The sequence below is a fragment of the Klebsiella sp. V115_8 genome (assembly GCF_029967715.1).
GTDB classification, from domain to species: Bacteria; Pseudomonadota; Gammaproteobacteria; order Enterobacterales; family Enterobacteriaceae; genus Klebsiella; species Klebsiella quasipneumoniae.
The window spans coordinates 1-14,741 of record NZ_JASCAR010000026.1; the positions used below are offsets into that span (position 1 = coordinate 1).

The 14,741-nt window shown below is 56.6% G+C and carries 14 protein-coding genes and 1 other annotated feature; of the genes, 7 read left to right on the forward strand and 7 right to left on the reverse strand.

Annotated features, from left to right (window positions below):
- Positions 1 to 350 precede the first annotated feature (350 nt).
- From clpB to rluD, 3 genes are all read right to left on the reverse strand, one after another.
- On the reverse strand, positions 351 to 2,924 hold the full coding sequence (gene clpB / locus QLG03_RS10345; RefSeq protein ID WP_004206837.1) for an ATP-dependent chaperone ClpB: 2,574 nt from the start codon (positions 2,922 to 2,924) through the stop codon (positions 351 to 353).
- 128 nt (positions 2,925 to 3,052) lie between these two features.
- Entirely contained in the window at positions 3,053 to 3,784 is a 732-nt protein-coding gene (gene yfiH, locus QLG03_RS10350; RefSeq protein ID WP_023290680.1) for a purine nucleoside phosphorylase YfiH, read from the reverse strand.
- On the reverse strand, positions 3,781 to 4,761 hold the full coding sequence (rluD, locus tag QLG03_RS10355) for a 23S rRNA pseudouridine(1911/1915/1917) synthase RluD (protein WP_023290681.1): 981 nt from the start codon (positions 4,759 to 4,761) through the stop codon (positions 3,781 to 3,783). Before rluD ends, yfiH begins: the two co-directional genes overlap by 4 nt.
- 131 nt (positions 4,762 to 4,892) lie before the next feature.
- Here rluD and bamD point away from each other — a divergent pair, with 131 nt between their 5' ends.
- The 4 genes from bamD (at position 4,893) to pheA (ending at position 7,652) form a co-directional block, all read left to right on the forward strand.
- Positions 4,893 to 5,630, forward strand: a complete 738-nt coding sequence (gene bamD / locus QLG03_RS10360; protein WP_004145664.1) for an outer membrane protein assembly factor BamD — start codon at positions 4,893 to 4,895, stop codon at positions 5,628 to 5,630.
- Between the two features lie 271 nt (positions 5,631 to 5,901).
- Positions 5,902 to 6,237 (forward strand): ribosome-associated translation inhibitor RaiA, encoded by a 336-nt coding sequence (gene raiA / locus QLG03_RS10365; RefSeq protein WP_002914111.1) that lies wholly within the window; start codon positions 5,902 to 5,904, stop codon positions 6,235 to 6,237.
- A 105-nt stretch (positions 6,238 to 6,342) separates the two neighbouring features.
- Positions 6,343 to 6,467, forward strand: a sequence feature (Phe leader region).
- A complete protein-coding gene (gene pheL / locus QLG03_RS10370) occupies positions 6,344 to 6,391 on the forward strand; it encodes a pheA operon leader peptide PheL (RefSeq protein ID WP_100250063.1) in 48 nt (15 codons plus the stop codon). Its footprint overlaps the feature before it by 48 nt.
- A 24-nt stretch (positions 6,468 to 6,491) precedes the next feature.
- Positions 6,492 to 7,652 (forward strand): bifunctional chorismate mutase/prephenate dehydratase, encoded by a 1,161-nt coding sequence (gene pheA / locus QLG03_RS10375; protein WP_049013860.1) that lies wholly within the window; start codon positions 6,492 to 6,494, stop codon positions 7,650 to 7,652.
- Here pheA and QLG03_RS10380 read toward each other — a convergent pair.
- The 3 genes from QLG03_RS10380 to aroF all read right to left on the reverse strand — a co-directional run bounded on the left by QLG03_RS10380 (position 7,649) and on the right by aroF (position 10,785).
- Entirely contained in the window at positions 7,649 to 8,521 is an 873-nt protein-coding gene (locus QLG03_RS10380; RefSeq protein ID WP_101976862.1) for an SMP-30/gluconolactonase/LRE family protein, read from the reverse strand. The two genes, pheA and QLG03_RS10380, sit on opposite strands and share 4 nt — an antisense overlap.
- A 62-nt stretch (positions 8,522 to 8,583) precedes the next feature.
- A complete protein-coding gene (gene tyrA / locus QLG03_RS10385; RefSeq protein WP_004206843.1) occupies positions 8,584 to 9,705 on the reverse strand; it encodes a bifunctional chorismate mutase/prephenate dehydrogenase in 1,122 nt (373 codons plus the stop codon).
- A 9-nt stretch (positions 9,706 to 9,714) separates the two neighbouring features.
- Positions 9,715 to 10,785, reverse strand: coding sequence for a 3-deoxy-7-phosphoheptulonate synthase AroF (aroF, locus tag QLG03_RS10390; RefSeq protein ID WP_023290684.1), 1,071 nt, complete (start codon positions 10,783 to 10,785; stop codon positions 9,715 to 9,717).
- Between the two features lie 342 nt (positions 10,786 to 11,127).
- Here aroF and QLG03_RS10395 point away from each other — a divergent pair, with 342 nt between their 5' ends.
- Genes QLG03_RS10395 through QLG03_RS10405 form a run of 3 tightly spaced genes read left to right on the forward strand, consistent with a single transcriptional unit; the run spans position 11,128 to position 13,349 of the window.
- A complete protein-coding gene (locus QLG03_RS10395; protein WP_023290685.1) occupies positions 11,128 to 11,637 on the forward strand; it encodes a YfiR family protein in 510 nt (169 codons plus the stop codon).
- A complete protein-coding gene (gene dgcN / locus QLG03_RS10400) occupies positions 11,630 to 12,853 on the forward strand; it encodes a diguanylate cyclase DgcN (RefSeq protein ID WP_023290686.1) in 1,224 nt (407 codons plus the stop codon). Before QLG03_RS10395 ends, dgcN begins: the two co-directional genes overlap by 8 nt.
- Positions 12,854 to 12,866: 13 nt before the next feature.
- A complete protein-coding gene (locus QLG03_RS10405; RefSeq protein ID WP_023290687.1) occupies positions 12,867 to 13,349 on the forward strand; it encodes an OmpA family protein in 483 nt (160 codons plus the stop codon).
- Positions 13,350 to 13,357: 8 nt separating this feature from the next.
- Here QLG03_RS10405 and QLG03_RS10410 read toward each other — a convergent pair whose 3' ends face one another.
- The gene (locus QLG03_RS10410; RefSeq protein ID WP_255988555.1) at positions 13,358 to 14,716 is read right to left on the reverse strand and encodes a PepSY-associated TM helix domain-containing protein; all 1,359 of its coding nucleotides are present in this window, start codon (positions 14,714 to 14,716) and stop codon (positions 13,358 to 13,360) included.
- Positions 14,717 to 14,741 lie beyond the last annotated feature (25 nt).

Below are 14,741 nucleotides of genomic sequence, written 5' to 3' on the forward strand. Positions count from 1 at the left end.
ACAGATTGTCTGATAAATTGTTAAAGAGCAGTTGCGACGCGCTTTAGCGCTCTGTCGCGAGGTGGCGTATATTACGCCTTCCTCATTCAGAGTCAAGCGCTTATTTTGCTTTTCTCTGTCGGTTTTCAACGTTGCTTTCGCTGTTGAATCCTGCTGTCCCGGCGGCTTGCTTGCCGTTGTTCCGTGTCAGTGGAGGCGCATTATAGGGGGTAATTCTGAAGTGACAAGGATAAATTCAAAAAAAGAATTCAACCGCTCACTTTTCAACCAAATCAGGTGTTGAGCTTTAATTCTTGCCTGGTTTTTAAACAAAAACGAGCCCGCTGGGCCCGTTTTTGTCGTTTTGTGACTTACTGCACTGCCACGATACGGTCGTCTTTCACTACCAGCTCGACGGTTTTACCCGGAATCAGCTCACCAGAAAGGATCTGCTGGGCTAACGGGTTCTCAATCTGCTGCTGAATAGCGCGTTTCAGTGGCCGCGCGCCGTATACCGGATCGTACCCGTTAGCGCTTAGCAGCTTCAGCGCCTCATCGGACATCCGCACTTCATATCCGCGCTCTTCCAGACGTTTATACAGACGCTGCAGCTGGATCTGGGCAATAGAAGCAATGTGTTTCTCACCCAGCGGATGGAAGACCACCACTTCATCGATACGGTTGATGAACTCCGGACGGAAGTTCTGGCTGACCACTCCCAGCACCAGGTCTTTCATATGTCCGTAATCCAGCTCGCCGAACCGTTCCTGAATCAGATCGGAACCGAGGTTCGAGGTCATGATGACCACCGTATTACGGAAGTCGACCGTTCTCCCCTGCCCATCAGTGAGGCGCCCGTCGTCGAGTACCTGCAGCAGAATGTTGAACACATCCGGGTGCGCTTTTTCCACTTCATCCAGCAGGATGACGGAATAAGGACGACGGCGCACCGCCTCGGTCAGGTACCCGCCCTCTTCATAACCGACGTATCCCGGAGGCGCACCGACCAGACGCGAGACGGAGTGTTTCTCCATAAACTCGGACATATCGATACGCACCATCGCGTCGTCGCTGTCGAACATAAAGTTAGCCAGCGTTTTACACAGCTCGGTTTTACCGACCCCGGTCGGACCAAGGAACAGGAATGAACCAATCGGTCGGTTCGGATCGGATAGCCCAGCACGGCTGCGGCGAATCGCGTTAGATACCGCTTCAACCGCCTCATCCTGGCCAATTACCCGATGATGCAGTTCCTGCTCCATACGCAGCAGTTTGTCACGCTCGCTTTCCATCATGCGGGAAACAGGGATACCGGTCCAGCGGGCCAGCACTTCGGCGATTTCAGCATCCGTTACTTTATTACGCAGCAGACGCATGGTTTTCCCTTCGGACTGAGTGGCTGCCGCCAGCTGTTTCTCCAGTTCCGGAATTTTGCCGTACTGCAGCTCAGACATCCGCGCCAGGTCACCGACGCGACGCGCCTGTTCGATGGCGATTTTCGCCTGCTCCAGCTCGGCTTTGATGGTCTGAGTGCCCGAGAGGGACGCTTTTTCCGCTTTCCACTCTTCTTCCAGCACCGAGTACTGCCGTTCTTTATCCGCCAGCTCCTCGTTGAGCATATCAAGGCGCTTCAGACTCGCCTCATCAGACTCTTTCTTCAGCGCCTGCTGCTCCAGTTTCAACTGGATGATACGGCGATCGAGACGGTCCAGCTCTTCCGGCTTCGAGTCGATCTGCATACGGATGCTGGACGCCGCCTCATCAATAAGGTCGATGGCTTTATCCGGCAGCTGACGGTCGGCAATGTAACGATGCGACAAGGTCGCCGCCGCCACGATTGCCGGGTCAGTGATCTGCACGTGGTGGTGCAGTTCATAACGTTCTTTCAGGCCGCGCAGAATAGCGATGGTATCTTCTACCGATGGCTCGGCGACGAACACTTTCTGGAAGCGGCGCTCCAGCGCAGCGTCTTTTTCAATGTACTGACGGTATTCGTCAAGCGTCGTCGCCCCGACGCAGTGCAGTTCACCACGCGCCAGCGCCGGCTTGAGCATGTTGCCTGCATCCATCGCGCCATCGGCTTTACCGGCGCCAACCATGGTATGCAGTTCATCGATAAACAGAATGACGTTGCCTTCCTGTTTCGACAGGTCGGTCAGCACGCCTTTCAGACGCTCTTCAAACTCACCGCGGTATTTCGCCCCGGCCACCAGCGCGCCCATATCCAGCGCCAGCACCCGGCGGCCTTTCAGCCCTTCCGGCACTTCGCCGTTGACGATACGTTGCGCCAGGCCTTCGACGATAGCGGTTTTCCCCACCCCGGGTTCACCAATCAGCACCGGATTGTTTTTGGTACGGCGCTGCAGTACCTGAATGGTACGGCGGATCTCTTCATCACGGCCGATAACCGGGTCCAGCTTGCCCTGCTCGGCACGCTCGGTGAGATCGACGGTAAATTTCTTCAATGCCTGACGTTGGTCTTCGGCACCCTGATCGTTCACGCTTTCACCTCCGCGCATTTGTTCAATCGCCTGGGTCACGTTGGCGGTTGTTGCTCCGGCGGATTTTAAAAGGTCGGTCAGCGTACCGCGTGATTCAAGCGCCGCCAGAACAAACAGTTCTGACGAAATAAAATTGTCCTTTTTCTTTTGCGCCAGCTTGTCGCAAAGGTTCAGGATCCGCACTAAATCCTGAGAAGGTTGTACATCGCCGCCGGTGCCTTCCACCTGCGGTAAACGGCTCAGAGCCTGTTCGATGTCAGTGCGCAGTTTCCCGGCATTCACGCCCGCCGAGGTTAATAAAGGACGTACCGATCCCCCTTCCTGATTCAGCAAGGCGCTCATTAAATGAAGAGGTTCGATGAATTGGTTGTCGTGCCCGAGTGCGAGCGACTGGGCATCGGCAAGAGCAAGCTGGAATTTATTGGTAAGACGATCCAGACGCATAACTCCTCCCATAACAGGTCAAATTTGCTACTGGAGATTAAATGAGGTCATCCCTCAATTATTCAAGGTTAAAGACCTGAACTATGCGAAAAATAAGTTTGCCTTCTGGATCGTCTTGATTCTCTAGGTTATATCAGCCAAATGAAACTTGCCATACGACCGGTGGTCTTGTCGCGCCGGTAAGAGAAAAAATCATCCTTTTCGCTTAGCGTGCAGCGATCGCCGCCGAAAATCTGCTCAACGCCGACGTTTGCCAGACGCTGCCGAGCCAGTTGGTAGATATCAGCAAAATATTTTTCGCCTGCCGGACGAAAAGCACGGTGCGCATTCTCATCCTTCGCCATAAAAGCGTCGCGAACTTCTGGCCCCACCTCAAACGCCTGCGGACCGATGGCGGGCCCCAGCCACGCCATAATGTTTTCGGCTTTATCGGCGAAACGGGCGACCGTCTCTTCCAGAACCCCTTCGCATAAGCCGCGCCATCCCGCATGCGCCGCGGCGACTTCGGTACCGGCGCGGTTACAGAAGAGGACCGGCAGGCAGTCAGCGGTCATCACCGCGCAGACAGTCCCTGGCGTACGGCTATAAGAGGCATCCGCGCGTTTCGACGGATAGGGTCCGCCGTCCAGCGTGAGCACATCGGTACCATGAACCTGCTCCAGCCAAACCGGGTAAGACGGCAAGCCGCCGGCGGCAAACATCCGCCGCCGGTTTTCTTCGACATGCTGCAGATTGTCGCCGCAATGGGCGCCCAGATTGAGCGAGTCATAGGGCGGCAGACTCACGCCGCCGATGCGGGTAGAACTACAGGCCGCCACGCTGCCGGGCATTGGCCACTGCGGTACAATCAGTTTAGTCATAACCAGTCAATATCGTCCTTATGGGCTTCAAAATCGGCGCGCATCGCCTCGATGAGCTCGACCATATCTTGTGGGATGGGCGCATGCCACTCCATTTCAATACCGGTAATCGGATGGTACAGACGCAGCATGGTGGCGTGCAGCGCCTGGCGGTCGAATTTACGCAGCGCGGTGATGAATTCCTCCGACGCGCCCTTCGGCGGACGCGGGCGGCCGCCATACACCTGGTCGCCTACCAGCGGATGGGTAATATGCGACATATGCACGCGGATCTGATGCGTACGCCCGGTTTCCAGACGCAGGCGCAGACGGGTATGAATGCGGAAATGTTCCATAATGCGGTAGTGGGTCACCGCCGGCTTGCCCATAGGGTGCACCGCCATATGGGTACGCTTGGTCGGGTGACGGCTGATCGGCTCTTCCACCGTACCGCCGGCGGTCATATGACCGATCGCCACCGCTTCGTACTCACGGGTGATCTCGCGCAGCTGCAGCGACTCCACCAGCCGGGTTTGCGCTGGAATGGTTTTCGCCACCACCATCAGACCGGTGGTGTCTTTATCCAGACGGTGGACGATACCCGCACGCGGCACATCGGCAATAGGCGGATAGTAGTGCAGCAGCGCATTCAGCACAGTACCGTCGGGGTTGCCCGCGCCAGGATGTACAACCAGATCGCGCGGTTTGTTGATCACGAGGATGTCGTCATCTTCGTAAACGATATTGAGCGGAATATCCTGCGGCTGGAAGCGCGCCTCTTCTTCGATTTCCACATCGATAGCGATGCGTTCTCCCCCCAGCACTTTTTCTTTCGGTTTATCGCCAATGGCGCCATTGACTAATACGCGTTGGTCGAGGATCCATTCTTTTATCCGCGATCGCGAATAATCAGGGAACAATTCGGCCAAAGCCTGATCTAAGCGTTGACCGAGTTGATTTTCGGTCACCGTTGCGGTGAGTTGTACTCGTTGTGCCATATACAGCTTCTTCGTTTAACGTTGGGTTTTACGGCTTTGCCGTTTAATATAGTGTGCTATTGTAGCTGGTCTTAATCGGGAGCAGGAACAGAGATTCTCCCGCATAAACATTTTGAGGAAGTCAAAACGTCATGACGCGCATGAAATACCTGGTGGCAGCCGCCACACTGAGCCTGGCTTTGGTGGGTTGCTCCGGCTCTAAGGAAGAGGTGCCTGATAATCCGCCGAATGAAATCTACGCGACCGCCCAGCAAAAACTGCAGGACGGTAACTGGAAACAGGCGATAACGCAACTGGAAGCGTTGGATAACCGTTATCCATTCGGCCCTTATTCCCAACAGGTACAGCTGGATCTGATTTATGCGTATTACAAAAACGCCGATCTGCCGCTGGCTCAGGCCGCCATCGATCGCTTCATGCGCTTGAACCCCACCCATCCGAACATCGACTACGTCATCTATATGCGCGGCCTGACCAACATGGCTCTGGATGACAGCGCCCTGCAGGGCTTCTTCGGCGTCGATCGTTCCGACCGCGATCCGCAGCACGCGCGCGATGCCTTCAATGACTTCTCCAAACTGGTACGTGGCTACCCGAACAGCCAGTATGCCACTGACGCCTATAAGCGTATGGTGTTCCTGAAAGATCGCCTGGCGAAGTATGAGCTGTCGGTGGTGGATTACTACACCGACCGCGGCGCATGGGTTGCCGTCGTTAACCGCGTGGAAGGTATGATGCGTAACTATCCGGATACCCAGGCCACCCGCGATGCCCTGCCGAAGATGGAAAACGCCTATCGTCAAATGCAGATGAACGCTCAGGCGGACAAAGTCGCGAAGATTATCGCCGCGAACAGCAAGAACACCTGAGCCTGATTCATAGATCGCAAACGGCAGCCCCTGGCTGCCGTTTTTTTATCCATTATCCTGGCTAGCTGAAGCGGTTTAGCGCCGGGTTAACTCATCAAATATGGCCTGCTTTGTCGGGTTCGACAAGTAAAATCTCATCTCTTCCTGCCCTGTCTCACAAAATGAATTCGTTGACAAAAAGTGACAATAAAATGTGATTTAGATCACACATTTTGACATTGGGAAAGGTATGCTGGATTCACCAAGACGGGAAAGACAAGAGGTAAAATTTATGACAATGAACATTACCAGTAAACAAATGGAAATTACTCCGGCAATCCGCCAGCATGTCGCAGACCGTCTCGCCAAACTGGATAAGTGGCAAACTCATTTAATTAACCCGCACATCATTCTGTCTAAGGAGCCGCAGGGTTTTATCGCTGACGCAACCATTAACACGCCAAACGGCCATCTGGTTGCCAGTGCGCGTCATGAAGATATGTACGCCGCCATTAACGAATTGATCAACAAGCTGGAACGGCAGCTCAATAAAGTGCAACACAAAGGGGAAGCCCGCCGCGCCGCGACGTCGGTGAAAGAGGCAGGCTTTGTGGAAGAAGAAGAGTAATCCTTAACTTAAGTTGTGTCATGCCACGCGCCTTCGGGCGCGTTTTTTATTGACAGAGTGAAAACAGTACAGGTACTGTAATCCCCACTACTTAAAGGAATTCATCATGAAACTCGTCCCGTTCTTCTTCGCATTCTTTTTTACCTTCCCCTGACCGGGAGGCAATTCGTCGTATAAGAAAGAATGCGAAGACGAACAATAAGGCCTCCCACCCGGGAGGCCTTTTTTATTTGATAACAACAAAGGCAACATCTATGACCGAGGAAAACCCATTACTGGCGCTGCGCGACAAGATAAGCGCGCTGGATGAGAAACTGCTTGCTCTGCTGGCGGAGCGTCGCGGGCTGGCTATTGAGGTTGGTAAAGCCAAACTGGCCTCCCATCGTCCGGTGCGTGATATTGACCGCGAACGCGATCTGCTGGAGCGTCTGATGACCCTCGGCAAGCGTCATAATCTGGATGCACACTACATCACCCGCCTGTTCCAGCTGATTATCGAAGACTCTGTTCTGACCCAGCAAACCCTGTTGCAGCAGCACTTGAATAAAATTAACCCGCATTCGGCTCGCGTGGCGTTCCTCGGTCCCAAAGGCTCTTATTCGCATCTGGCGGCGCGTCAGTACGCCGCTCGCCACTTTGAGCAGTTTATTGAAAGCGGCTGCGCGAAGTTCGCCGATATTTTTAATCAGGTGGAGACCGGTCAGGCCGATTACGCCGTAGTGCCGATTGAAAACACCAGCTCCGGCGGGATCAACGACGTCTACGATCTGCTGCAGCACACCAGCCTGTCGATCGTTGGCGAGCTGACGATCCCTATCGATCATTGCGTACTGGTCAGCACCTCGACGAATGCCGATAAAATTCAGACCGTCTACAGCCATCCGCAGCCGTTCCAGCAGTGTAGCCAGTATCTGAGTCGCTACCCGCACTGGAAGATTGAATATACCGAGAGCACCTCAGCGGCGATGGAAAAAGTCGCGCAGGCGAACTCCCCGGCCGTCGCGGCACTGGGCAGCGAAGCGGGCGGCGCCCTGTACGGTCTGCAGGTGCTGGAGCACTGCCAGGCCAACCAGACGCAGAATATTACGCGCTTCCTCGTTCTGGCGCGCAAAGCGGTGAACGTCTCCGATCAGGTTCCGGCGAAGACCACGCTGTTAATGGCGACCGGTCAGCAGGCGGGCGCCCTGGTGGAGGCCTTACTGGTGCTGCGCAATCACAATCTGATCATGACCAAACTGGAGTCTCGCCCAATCCATGGCAATCCATGGGAAGAGATGTTTTATCTCGATATTCAGGCAAACCTGGACTCGCTGCCCATGCGCAAGGCGCTGAAGGAGCTGGCGGAGATCACCCGCTCCATGAAGGTTCTCGGTTGCTACCCCAGCGAAAACGTCGTGCCGGTGGATCCGGTTTAGCGTTCGCGGAACGGCAATTTCTTCATCCCTGCCACCGCCACCGGCAGGGTGAAGATAGCGCCGGACAGCGGATACTGCGCCAGCTCATCGTCCGCCATGTTTTCCCGGGTGGTGGTGATGTAGAGCGTTTTCATATCCGCCCCGCCAAAGCAGACCATCGTCGGGCAACGTACCGGCATCGGGTAGGACTCCAGCTCCTCACCCTGCGGAGAGAAACGAGCGATCCGCCAGCCGTCAAACATTGCGCTCCAGTAACATCCCTCCACGTCAATCGCCGCCCCGTCCGGGATCCCTTCGCCCGGCAGAAAACGGCGAAAGACTTCGCGCTGGCCAGGCTCACCCTGCTCATCCAGCGGCGTACGGTAAATCACGGCGTTCGGCGTATCGGAGGTATACATCCAGCGCCGGTCGGCGCTAAACGCCAGACCGTTGGCGCCATGGATGTCGCACTGGATCACCGACGGCTTCAGGTCGTTATCGACCCGCATCAGCAGCGCGCCGTTGTAATCCCCCGGGCCCCAGAAGGTGCCGGCATAAAAGCGCCCGTCGCGATCGGTCCCGCCGTCGTTAAAGCGCGCCAGTTCCGGGTTGCTCGGGTTATCGCAGACTTTCCGCCGCAGCAGACCGTGGGCGTCGGTCAGCCAGATACCGCTGCGCAATGCAACGATAAAACCGCCCTTCTCGCGCAGGGAAAAACAGCCGACCTCCTCCGGAAACTGCAGCACCTGGTGTTCGCCGCTGCGGGTATCGTAGCGGTGAATTTCACATTCCATGATATCGGCCCAGTAGAGGGCCTGCTCTGCCTCACTCCAGGTCGGGCATTCCGGCAGGTATCCGGTGTAGTCAAACAGCGGTTGTGGTTCAGCCATCGTTGTCATCCCTATAAAAAAAGCCAGCGGTCGCTGGCTTTATTGTATACATCTTTTTCGCTTTACTGCCGATTATCGTTCGCCTGACGCAGCAGCGTGCGGCTCTCGCTCTGGAAACGCTGGGCGTAATCGCCAAACCAGTGTTCGACTTTACGGAAGCTATCGATAAACGCCTGCTTATCGCCCTGCTCCAGCAGACCGATCGCCTCGCCAAACCGCTGGTAGTAGCGCTTAATCAGCGCCAGGTTGTTTTCCGAGGACATAATAATGTCGGCGTAGAGCTGCGGATCCTGGGCAAACAGACGGCCCACCATCGCCAGCTCCAGCCGGTAAATGGGTGACGAGAGCGCCAGCAACTGCTCAAGGCGCACATTCTCTTCCGCCAGATGCAGACCATAGGCGAAGGTGGCAAAGTGGCGCAGCGCCTGAATAAAGGCCATGTTCTGATCGTGCTCCACCGCGCTGATGCGATGCAGGCGCGCGCCCCAGACCTGAATTTGCTCGAGGAACCACTGATAGGCCTCCGGCTGGCGTCCATCGCAATAGACCACCACCTGCTTGGCAAGGCTGCCGCTGTCCGGACCGAACATCGGGTGCAGGCCGAGTACCGGGCCCTGATGCGCCGCCAGCATCGCCTGCAGCGGCTCTGCTTTAACCGAGGCAAGGTCGACCAGAATGCAATCCGCCGGCAGCGGCGGCAGCCTGGCGATCGTCTCCACGGTGGTGTGAATCGGCACGCTGACAATGACCATACCGGCATCGGCGACGATATCCGTCGCCCGCGCCCAGTCCTCTTTTTCCAGAATGCGCACCTGGTAGCCGGACAGCGTTAACATCTTCTCAAACAGACGCCCCATCTGCCCGCCGCCGCCGACGATCACCACCGGCCGCAGATTGGGGTAAAGGGTTTTGAAGCCTTTGTCGTTTTCGCTGGAATAGGATTCCCGCATCACGCGACGCAGAACGTCCTCGATCAGATCCGGCGGAACGCCGAGCGCAGCCGCCTCTTCACGCCGGGAGGCGAGCATCGCCGCCTCGCGTTCCGGGACGTAAATCGGCAGGCCATACTGGCTCTTCACCTCGCCGACTTCGGCCACCAGTTCCAGGCGCTTAGCCAGCAGGCTAAGCAACGCTTTATCCACTTCATCAATTTGATCGCGTAACGCGGTCAGTTCAGCAACCATACTTTCCTCTTACACCAAACGGGCCGCCAGGTGGCCGCGGAGATCCTTATCCAGTTCACGCAACAGCGCATCGGTGGTTTCCCAGCTGATGCAGGCATCCGTTACCGAAACGCCGTATTTCATCGCCTCACGCGGCTGTTCAGAGGACTGATTGCCCTCGTGGATATTACTCTCGATCATCAGGCCGATAATGGAGCGATTGCCATCTTTGATCTGCGCGACAACGGATTCAGCCACGGCCGGCTGGCGGCGGAAATCTTTATTGGAGTTCCCATGACTGCAATCTACCATCAGCGACGGCTTCAGTCCCGCCTGCGCCATCTCTTTTTCACATTTCTCCACATCTTCCGGACCGTAGTTCGGCGCCTTACCGCCGCGGAGGATCACATGGCCGTTCGGGTTACCCTGCGTTTGCAGCAGGCAGACCTGCCCGGCCTGGTTGATACCGACGAAGCGGTGCGGCATCGCCGCGGCGCGCATGGCGTTGATAGCCGTGGCCAGGCTACCGTCGGTGCCATTTTTAAAGCCTACCGGCATGGAAAGACCAGAGGCCATTTCGCGGTGCGTCTGAGATTCCGTGGTTCGCGCGCCGATAGCGGACCAGCTGAACAGATCCCCAAGGTACTGCGGGCTGTTGGGATCCAGCGCTTCCGTCGCCAGCGGCAGTCCCATATTCACAAGCTCGACCAGCAGACGACGCGCAATCTTCAGGCCGCCTTCAACATCAAACGAACCATCCATATGCGGATCGTTAATCAGCCCCTTCCAGCCGACGGTGGTACGGGGTTTTTCAAAATAGACGCGCATCACCAGGTAGAGGCTATCGCTGACCTCTGCGGCAAGGGCTTTAAACCGACGAGCATATTCGATCGCCGCTTCCGGATCGTGAATGGAGCAAGGACCGCAGACCACCAGCAGGCGCGGATCGCGACCGGCGATGATATTGGAGATGGTTTCACGGGCGTGCGCGATCTGCGCTTCCTGTTCAACGCTCAGGGGGAATTCCGCCTTCAGTTGCTCCGGGGTCATTAATACATGTTCGTCGGTAATATGTACGTTGTTCAGCGCGTCTTTTTGCATGATTGCGATCCTGTGTAGCTCGTTTGCGATAAGGGTTGCCTCAGCGGGCATGACGTAACGATACCATACGAAGTAAAGAATTCAATCCATATTCCGTAAATTTTACTTTACAGTGATAAATTAATTGGCCCTTACCACGGCATTAACCGTACAATAATATTTACAGATAATGAAATCGCGCCAAAATTGCTCGCCAGCGCCATCGGCATTACGAAAAATCCTGGTGAGATTTGTCCCAAAGCAAAGGGCGCATCTAATGACGGGTTTTGCTATCAGTGGTATTCTTCGCCGGGCATCGGCAGCGGCTATTCCCGCGCTATGGCGAATTTGACGGAAGCGTTAATGACAGTATTACACCGTCTTTTATTGACTGTATTTTTTCTCATCGCGGTATCTCCTGTTTTTGCTGCCGGACCTTCAGAACATGTTCGCGCTATTGTTTCCGGGATCGTGACCTACACCCGTTGGCCGTCATTAACAGGGGCGCCGAAGCTATGCATTTTTGCCTCATCACGCTTCACCCATAGCCTGGCTCATGAAGCGCCGGATGCATTGCCTTATCAACCGGTGATAGTACGTAATAGTGAAGAAGCGTTAAAAACGACCTGCGATGGTTTTTATTTTGGCAGCGAAACGCCGACCCAACAGTCGGAATTAACTCGCCGCTATGGCTCGAGGCCGCTGTTACTCATCGCAGAACAAAATACGGATTGCTCAATTGGTAGCGCGTTTTGCCTGATCATCAACGACGACAGGGTCCGCTTCTCCGTTAATCTGGACGTTCTGACGCACAGCGGGGTTCGGGTTAACCCGGACGTCCTGATGCTTGCCCGGAAGAAACCACATGAATAAGGACTTTTCACAGACATCGCGCCCGACGTTCAAACGCGCGCTGCGTCGCATTAGCGTGATAAGCGTGGTGATCTCCATGACGCTGGTCTGGCTGCTGCTGAGCACGGCCTCTATTTTCACGCTCAAGCAGTACGCGCAGAAAAATCTTGAGCTCACTGCCGCGACCATGGGCCGCAGCCTCGAAGCCGCCCTGGTGTTTGGCGACAGCGCGGCAGCAGAGGAGACCCTCGCTTCGCTGGGGAAGCAAGGGCAGATTTCCCAGGCGATCGTGCTCAACGGCCAGAAGCAGCACTTCGCCGCCTGGCGCCACGAACCGCTGGCCAACAAAGAACAAGTGAGCGGCCTTATCAGTAAATGGCTGTTTCCGGAGCCCACGGTGCAGCCCATCTGGCACCAGGGGAAACAAATCGGCGAGCTGCGACTGACCGCGCTTGACGAACTGATTAGCCACTTTCTCGGCATCTCGATTCTGGTACTGACCGGCAGCATTCTGCTCGCCTCGTTCATCGGCCTGCTGCTGACCCACTCCCTGCACCGGGGGATCGTCGCCGCCCTGCAGAGCATCACCGAGGTCGTGCATGATATTCGCGAAAACCGCCACTTCTCCCGGCGGGTGCCGGAGGAGCGTATCGAGGAGTTCCATCTGTTTGCCCAGGACTTTAACAGTCTGCTGGGGGAGATGGAGGACTGGCAGCGCCAGTTGCAGGCCAAAAATGCTCAGCTGTTGCGCAGCTCGTTACACGATCCGTTGACCGGTCTGGCTAACCGCGCCGCCTTTCGCAACGCGCTCGCCGAGCTGATGAAAAATGAAGTGGATCACCAGACCTCAGCGTTACTGTTTCTCGATGGCGATAACTTCAAATTGATCAATGACAACTGGGGACATGCGGCGGGCGATAAAGTGCTGATGGAAGTCGCCAGCCGCCTGATGACTTTCGCCGGTAAACGCCATCTGGCGTGGCGTCTTGGTGGCGATGAGTTTGCCGTTCTGCTGCGCGAGGTGCGCTCGGAAGCAGAAGTCCAGGCCCTGTGTCAGGCGCTGTCAGAACAATTTCTTCCGCCATTCAACCTGCACAATGGCCATAGCGCCACGCTCTCGCTGAGCGTCGGTTATGCCCTGGCGTGGGAACACGCCACGGCGGAATCACTGCAAGAACTTGCCGATCAGAATATGTATCGGATGAAAAACCAACGTATCCAGCAGATGCTGAAATAATAAAGGACGCATTATGATCAGGAAATATTTCGCCCCCGCCCTGATGGCGGCGGCGCTTTTGACAGGTTGCCAGGCTCCTCAGGGAAAATTTACCCCTGAGCAGGTGGCGGCGATGAAATCTTATGGCTTCACTGAAAGCAATGGCGATTGGTCCCTGGGCTTATCCGATAGCATCCTGTTTGACAAGAATGACTACCGACTACGTCCCGACAGCCGCCAGCAGATCACCCAAATGGCCTCGCGGCTGGCGACAACCGGGATTACACATAGCCGCCTTGAAGGCCACACCGATAATTATGGTGAGGATAGTTATAACGAAGCCCTGTCGCTTAAGCGGGCCAACAGCGTAGCCGATGCCTGGGCGGAAGGCGCCCATATCCCGCGCAGTAATTTAGTCACCCGCGGCCTTGGCAAAAAATACCCGATCGCCAGCAACGATACCGCGGCCGGGCGCGCTGAAAACCGCCGGGTCACGGTGGTCATCAGCACGCCCTAGACGTCCGCTTAATCGCTAGACTTCGCTATCCTCATTGCCGTTGCCGCGCGCCAGCGCAGGTAGTCAACGGCAATGAACAGCACCAGGCTGATCCCCATCAACGGCATGGCCAGCCCCAGGGCTAACGCTATCCCCAGCACCAGCCCACGGGCAGGCCAGGCGAGCGACAGCCATGCCTGCAGCAGGGAAAGCGCCGGATCCCAGACGGCCTGTGGCGGACGGCGTATCCACCACAGCCGGTACCCCACGCCGATGGTTACGCACAGTGCGCAGCCAAACCCCACCAGCAGCAGCTGATTCGCCAGACCAAAGAGGATCCCCATATGGAAATCGACGCCCCAGCGGGTAAGCTTCGCCATCAGCGGAAAGTCGGCAAAATGGGTGCGATCCACCACCTGCATCGAGGCGCCATCGATCGCCACCGCGTCCACCTGCGTCGGCCAGCGGCGGTCGATCTCATTCACCGTCCAGGCGCGTTCGTCTGACACCGGCGGACGGATCTCCAGCCGGCTGGCGTTCAGCCCCGCCTGACGGGCCACCGCCAGCGCCTGGTCAAACTGCGCTGGCTGATGCTGGGTCATGGCCATCGCCTCCCTATGATGCCCGGCATGGGGATCGTGCGCCATCGGCGCCTCACCGTGCAGCAGGGTATTGACCTGTGGCGTCCACCAGCCGAAAGCCGCCCGCATTTTATCCACGTTGCCGCCGGCCCATTGCGACCAGGTCAGGCCGGTGGCGGAGAAAAGCAGCATGCCCAGCAGTAAGCACCAGCCCAGCGTCACGTGCAGCCGACGATGATTCTGCAGGGTGTTATTGAGCCGCCGTTTTGGACGCGTCATCGCCCACAGGGCAATGCCCCCCAGGGCGGCCACCCACATCCATGAGGCAGCCAGTTCGCTGTAGAGCCGCCCGCTGTCGCCCAGCAGCAGCGAACGATGCGCATAGTCAATCCACTGCCGCAGCGGCAGGATGCCGCTGGTGCCGTAGACCGTCATATCGCCCTTCACCCGCAGCGCGATCGGATCGACAAAAATGGCCCGGGATTCCGACTCCCCGAGACTCGGATCGGCAAACATAATGCGGGTGGTCTCGCCCACCGCGGGGGCCAGACGTACCGCCAGCAGCCGCAGATTACCCTGGGTCGCTTCTTCTGCCACCGCAATCTGGGCGCTGAGCGGCTGCGGGGTGCCTTCGGGAAGGCCATACAGCGCATCGTGATAGAGCCAGTTTTCCAGCTGCGGCGTCGCCACGTACAGCGTGCCGGTCAGGGCAGCGACAAAGATAAACGGTCCGATAAACAGCCCGATATAGAAATGGAGGCGACGCAGCAGGTTCAGCCATGCCGCGCGCGAGGTGCAGGTTGTCATACTTTTCCTTTTTCAAAGCAAAAAG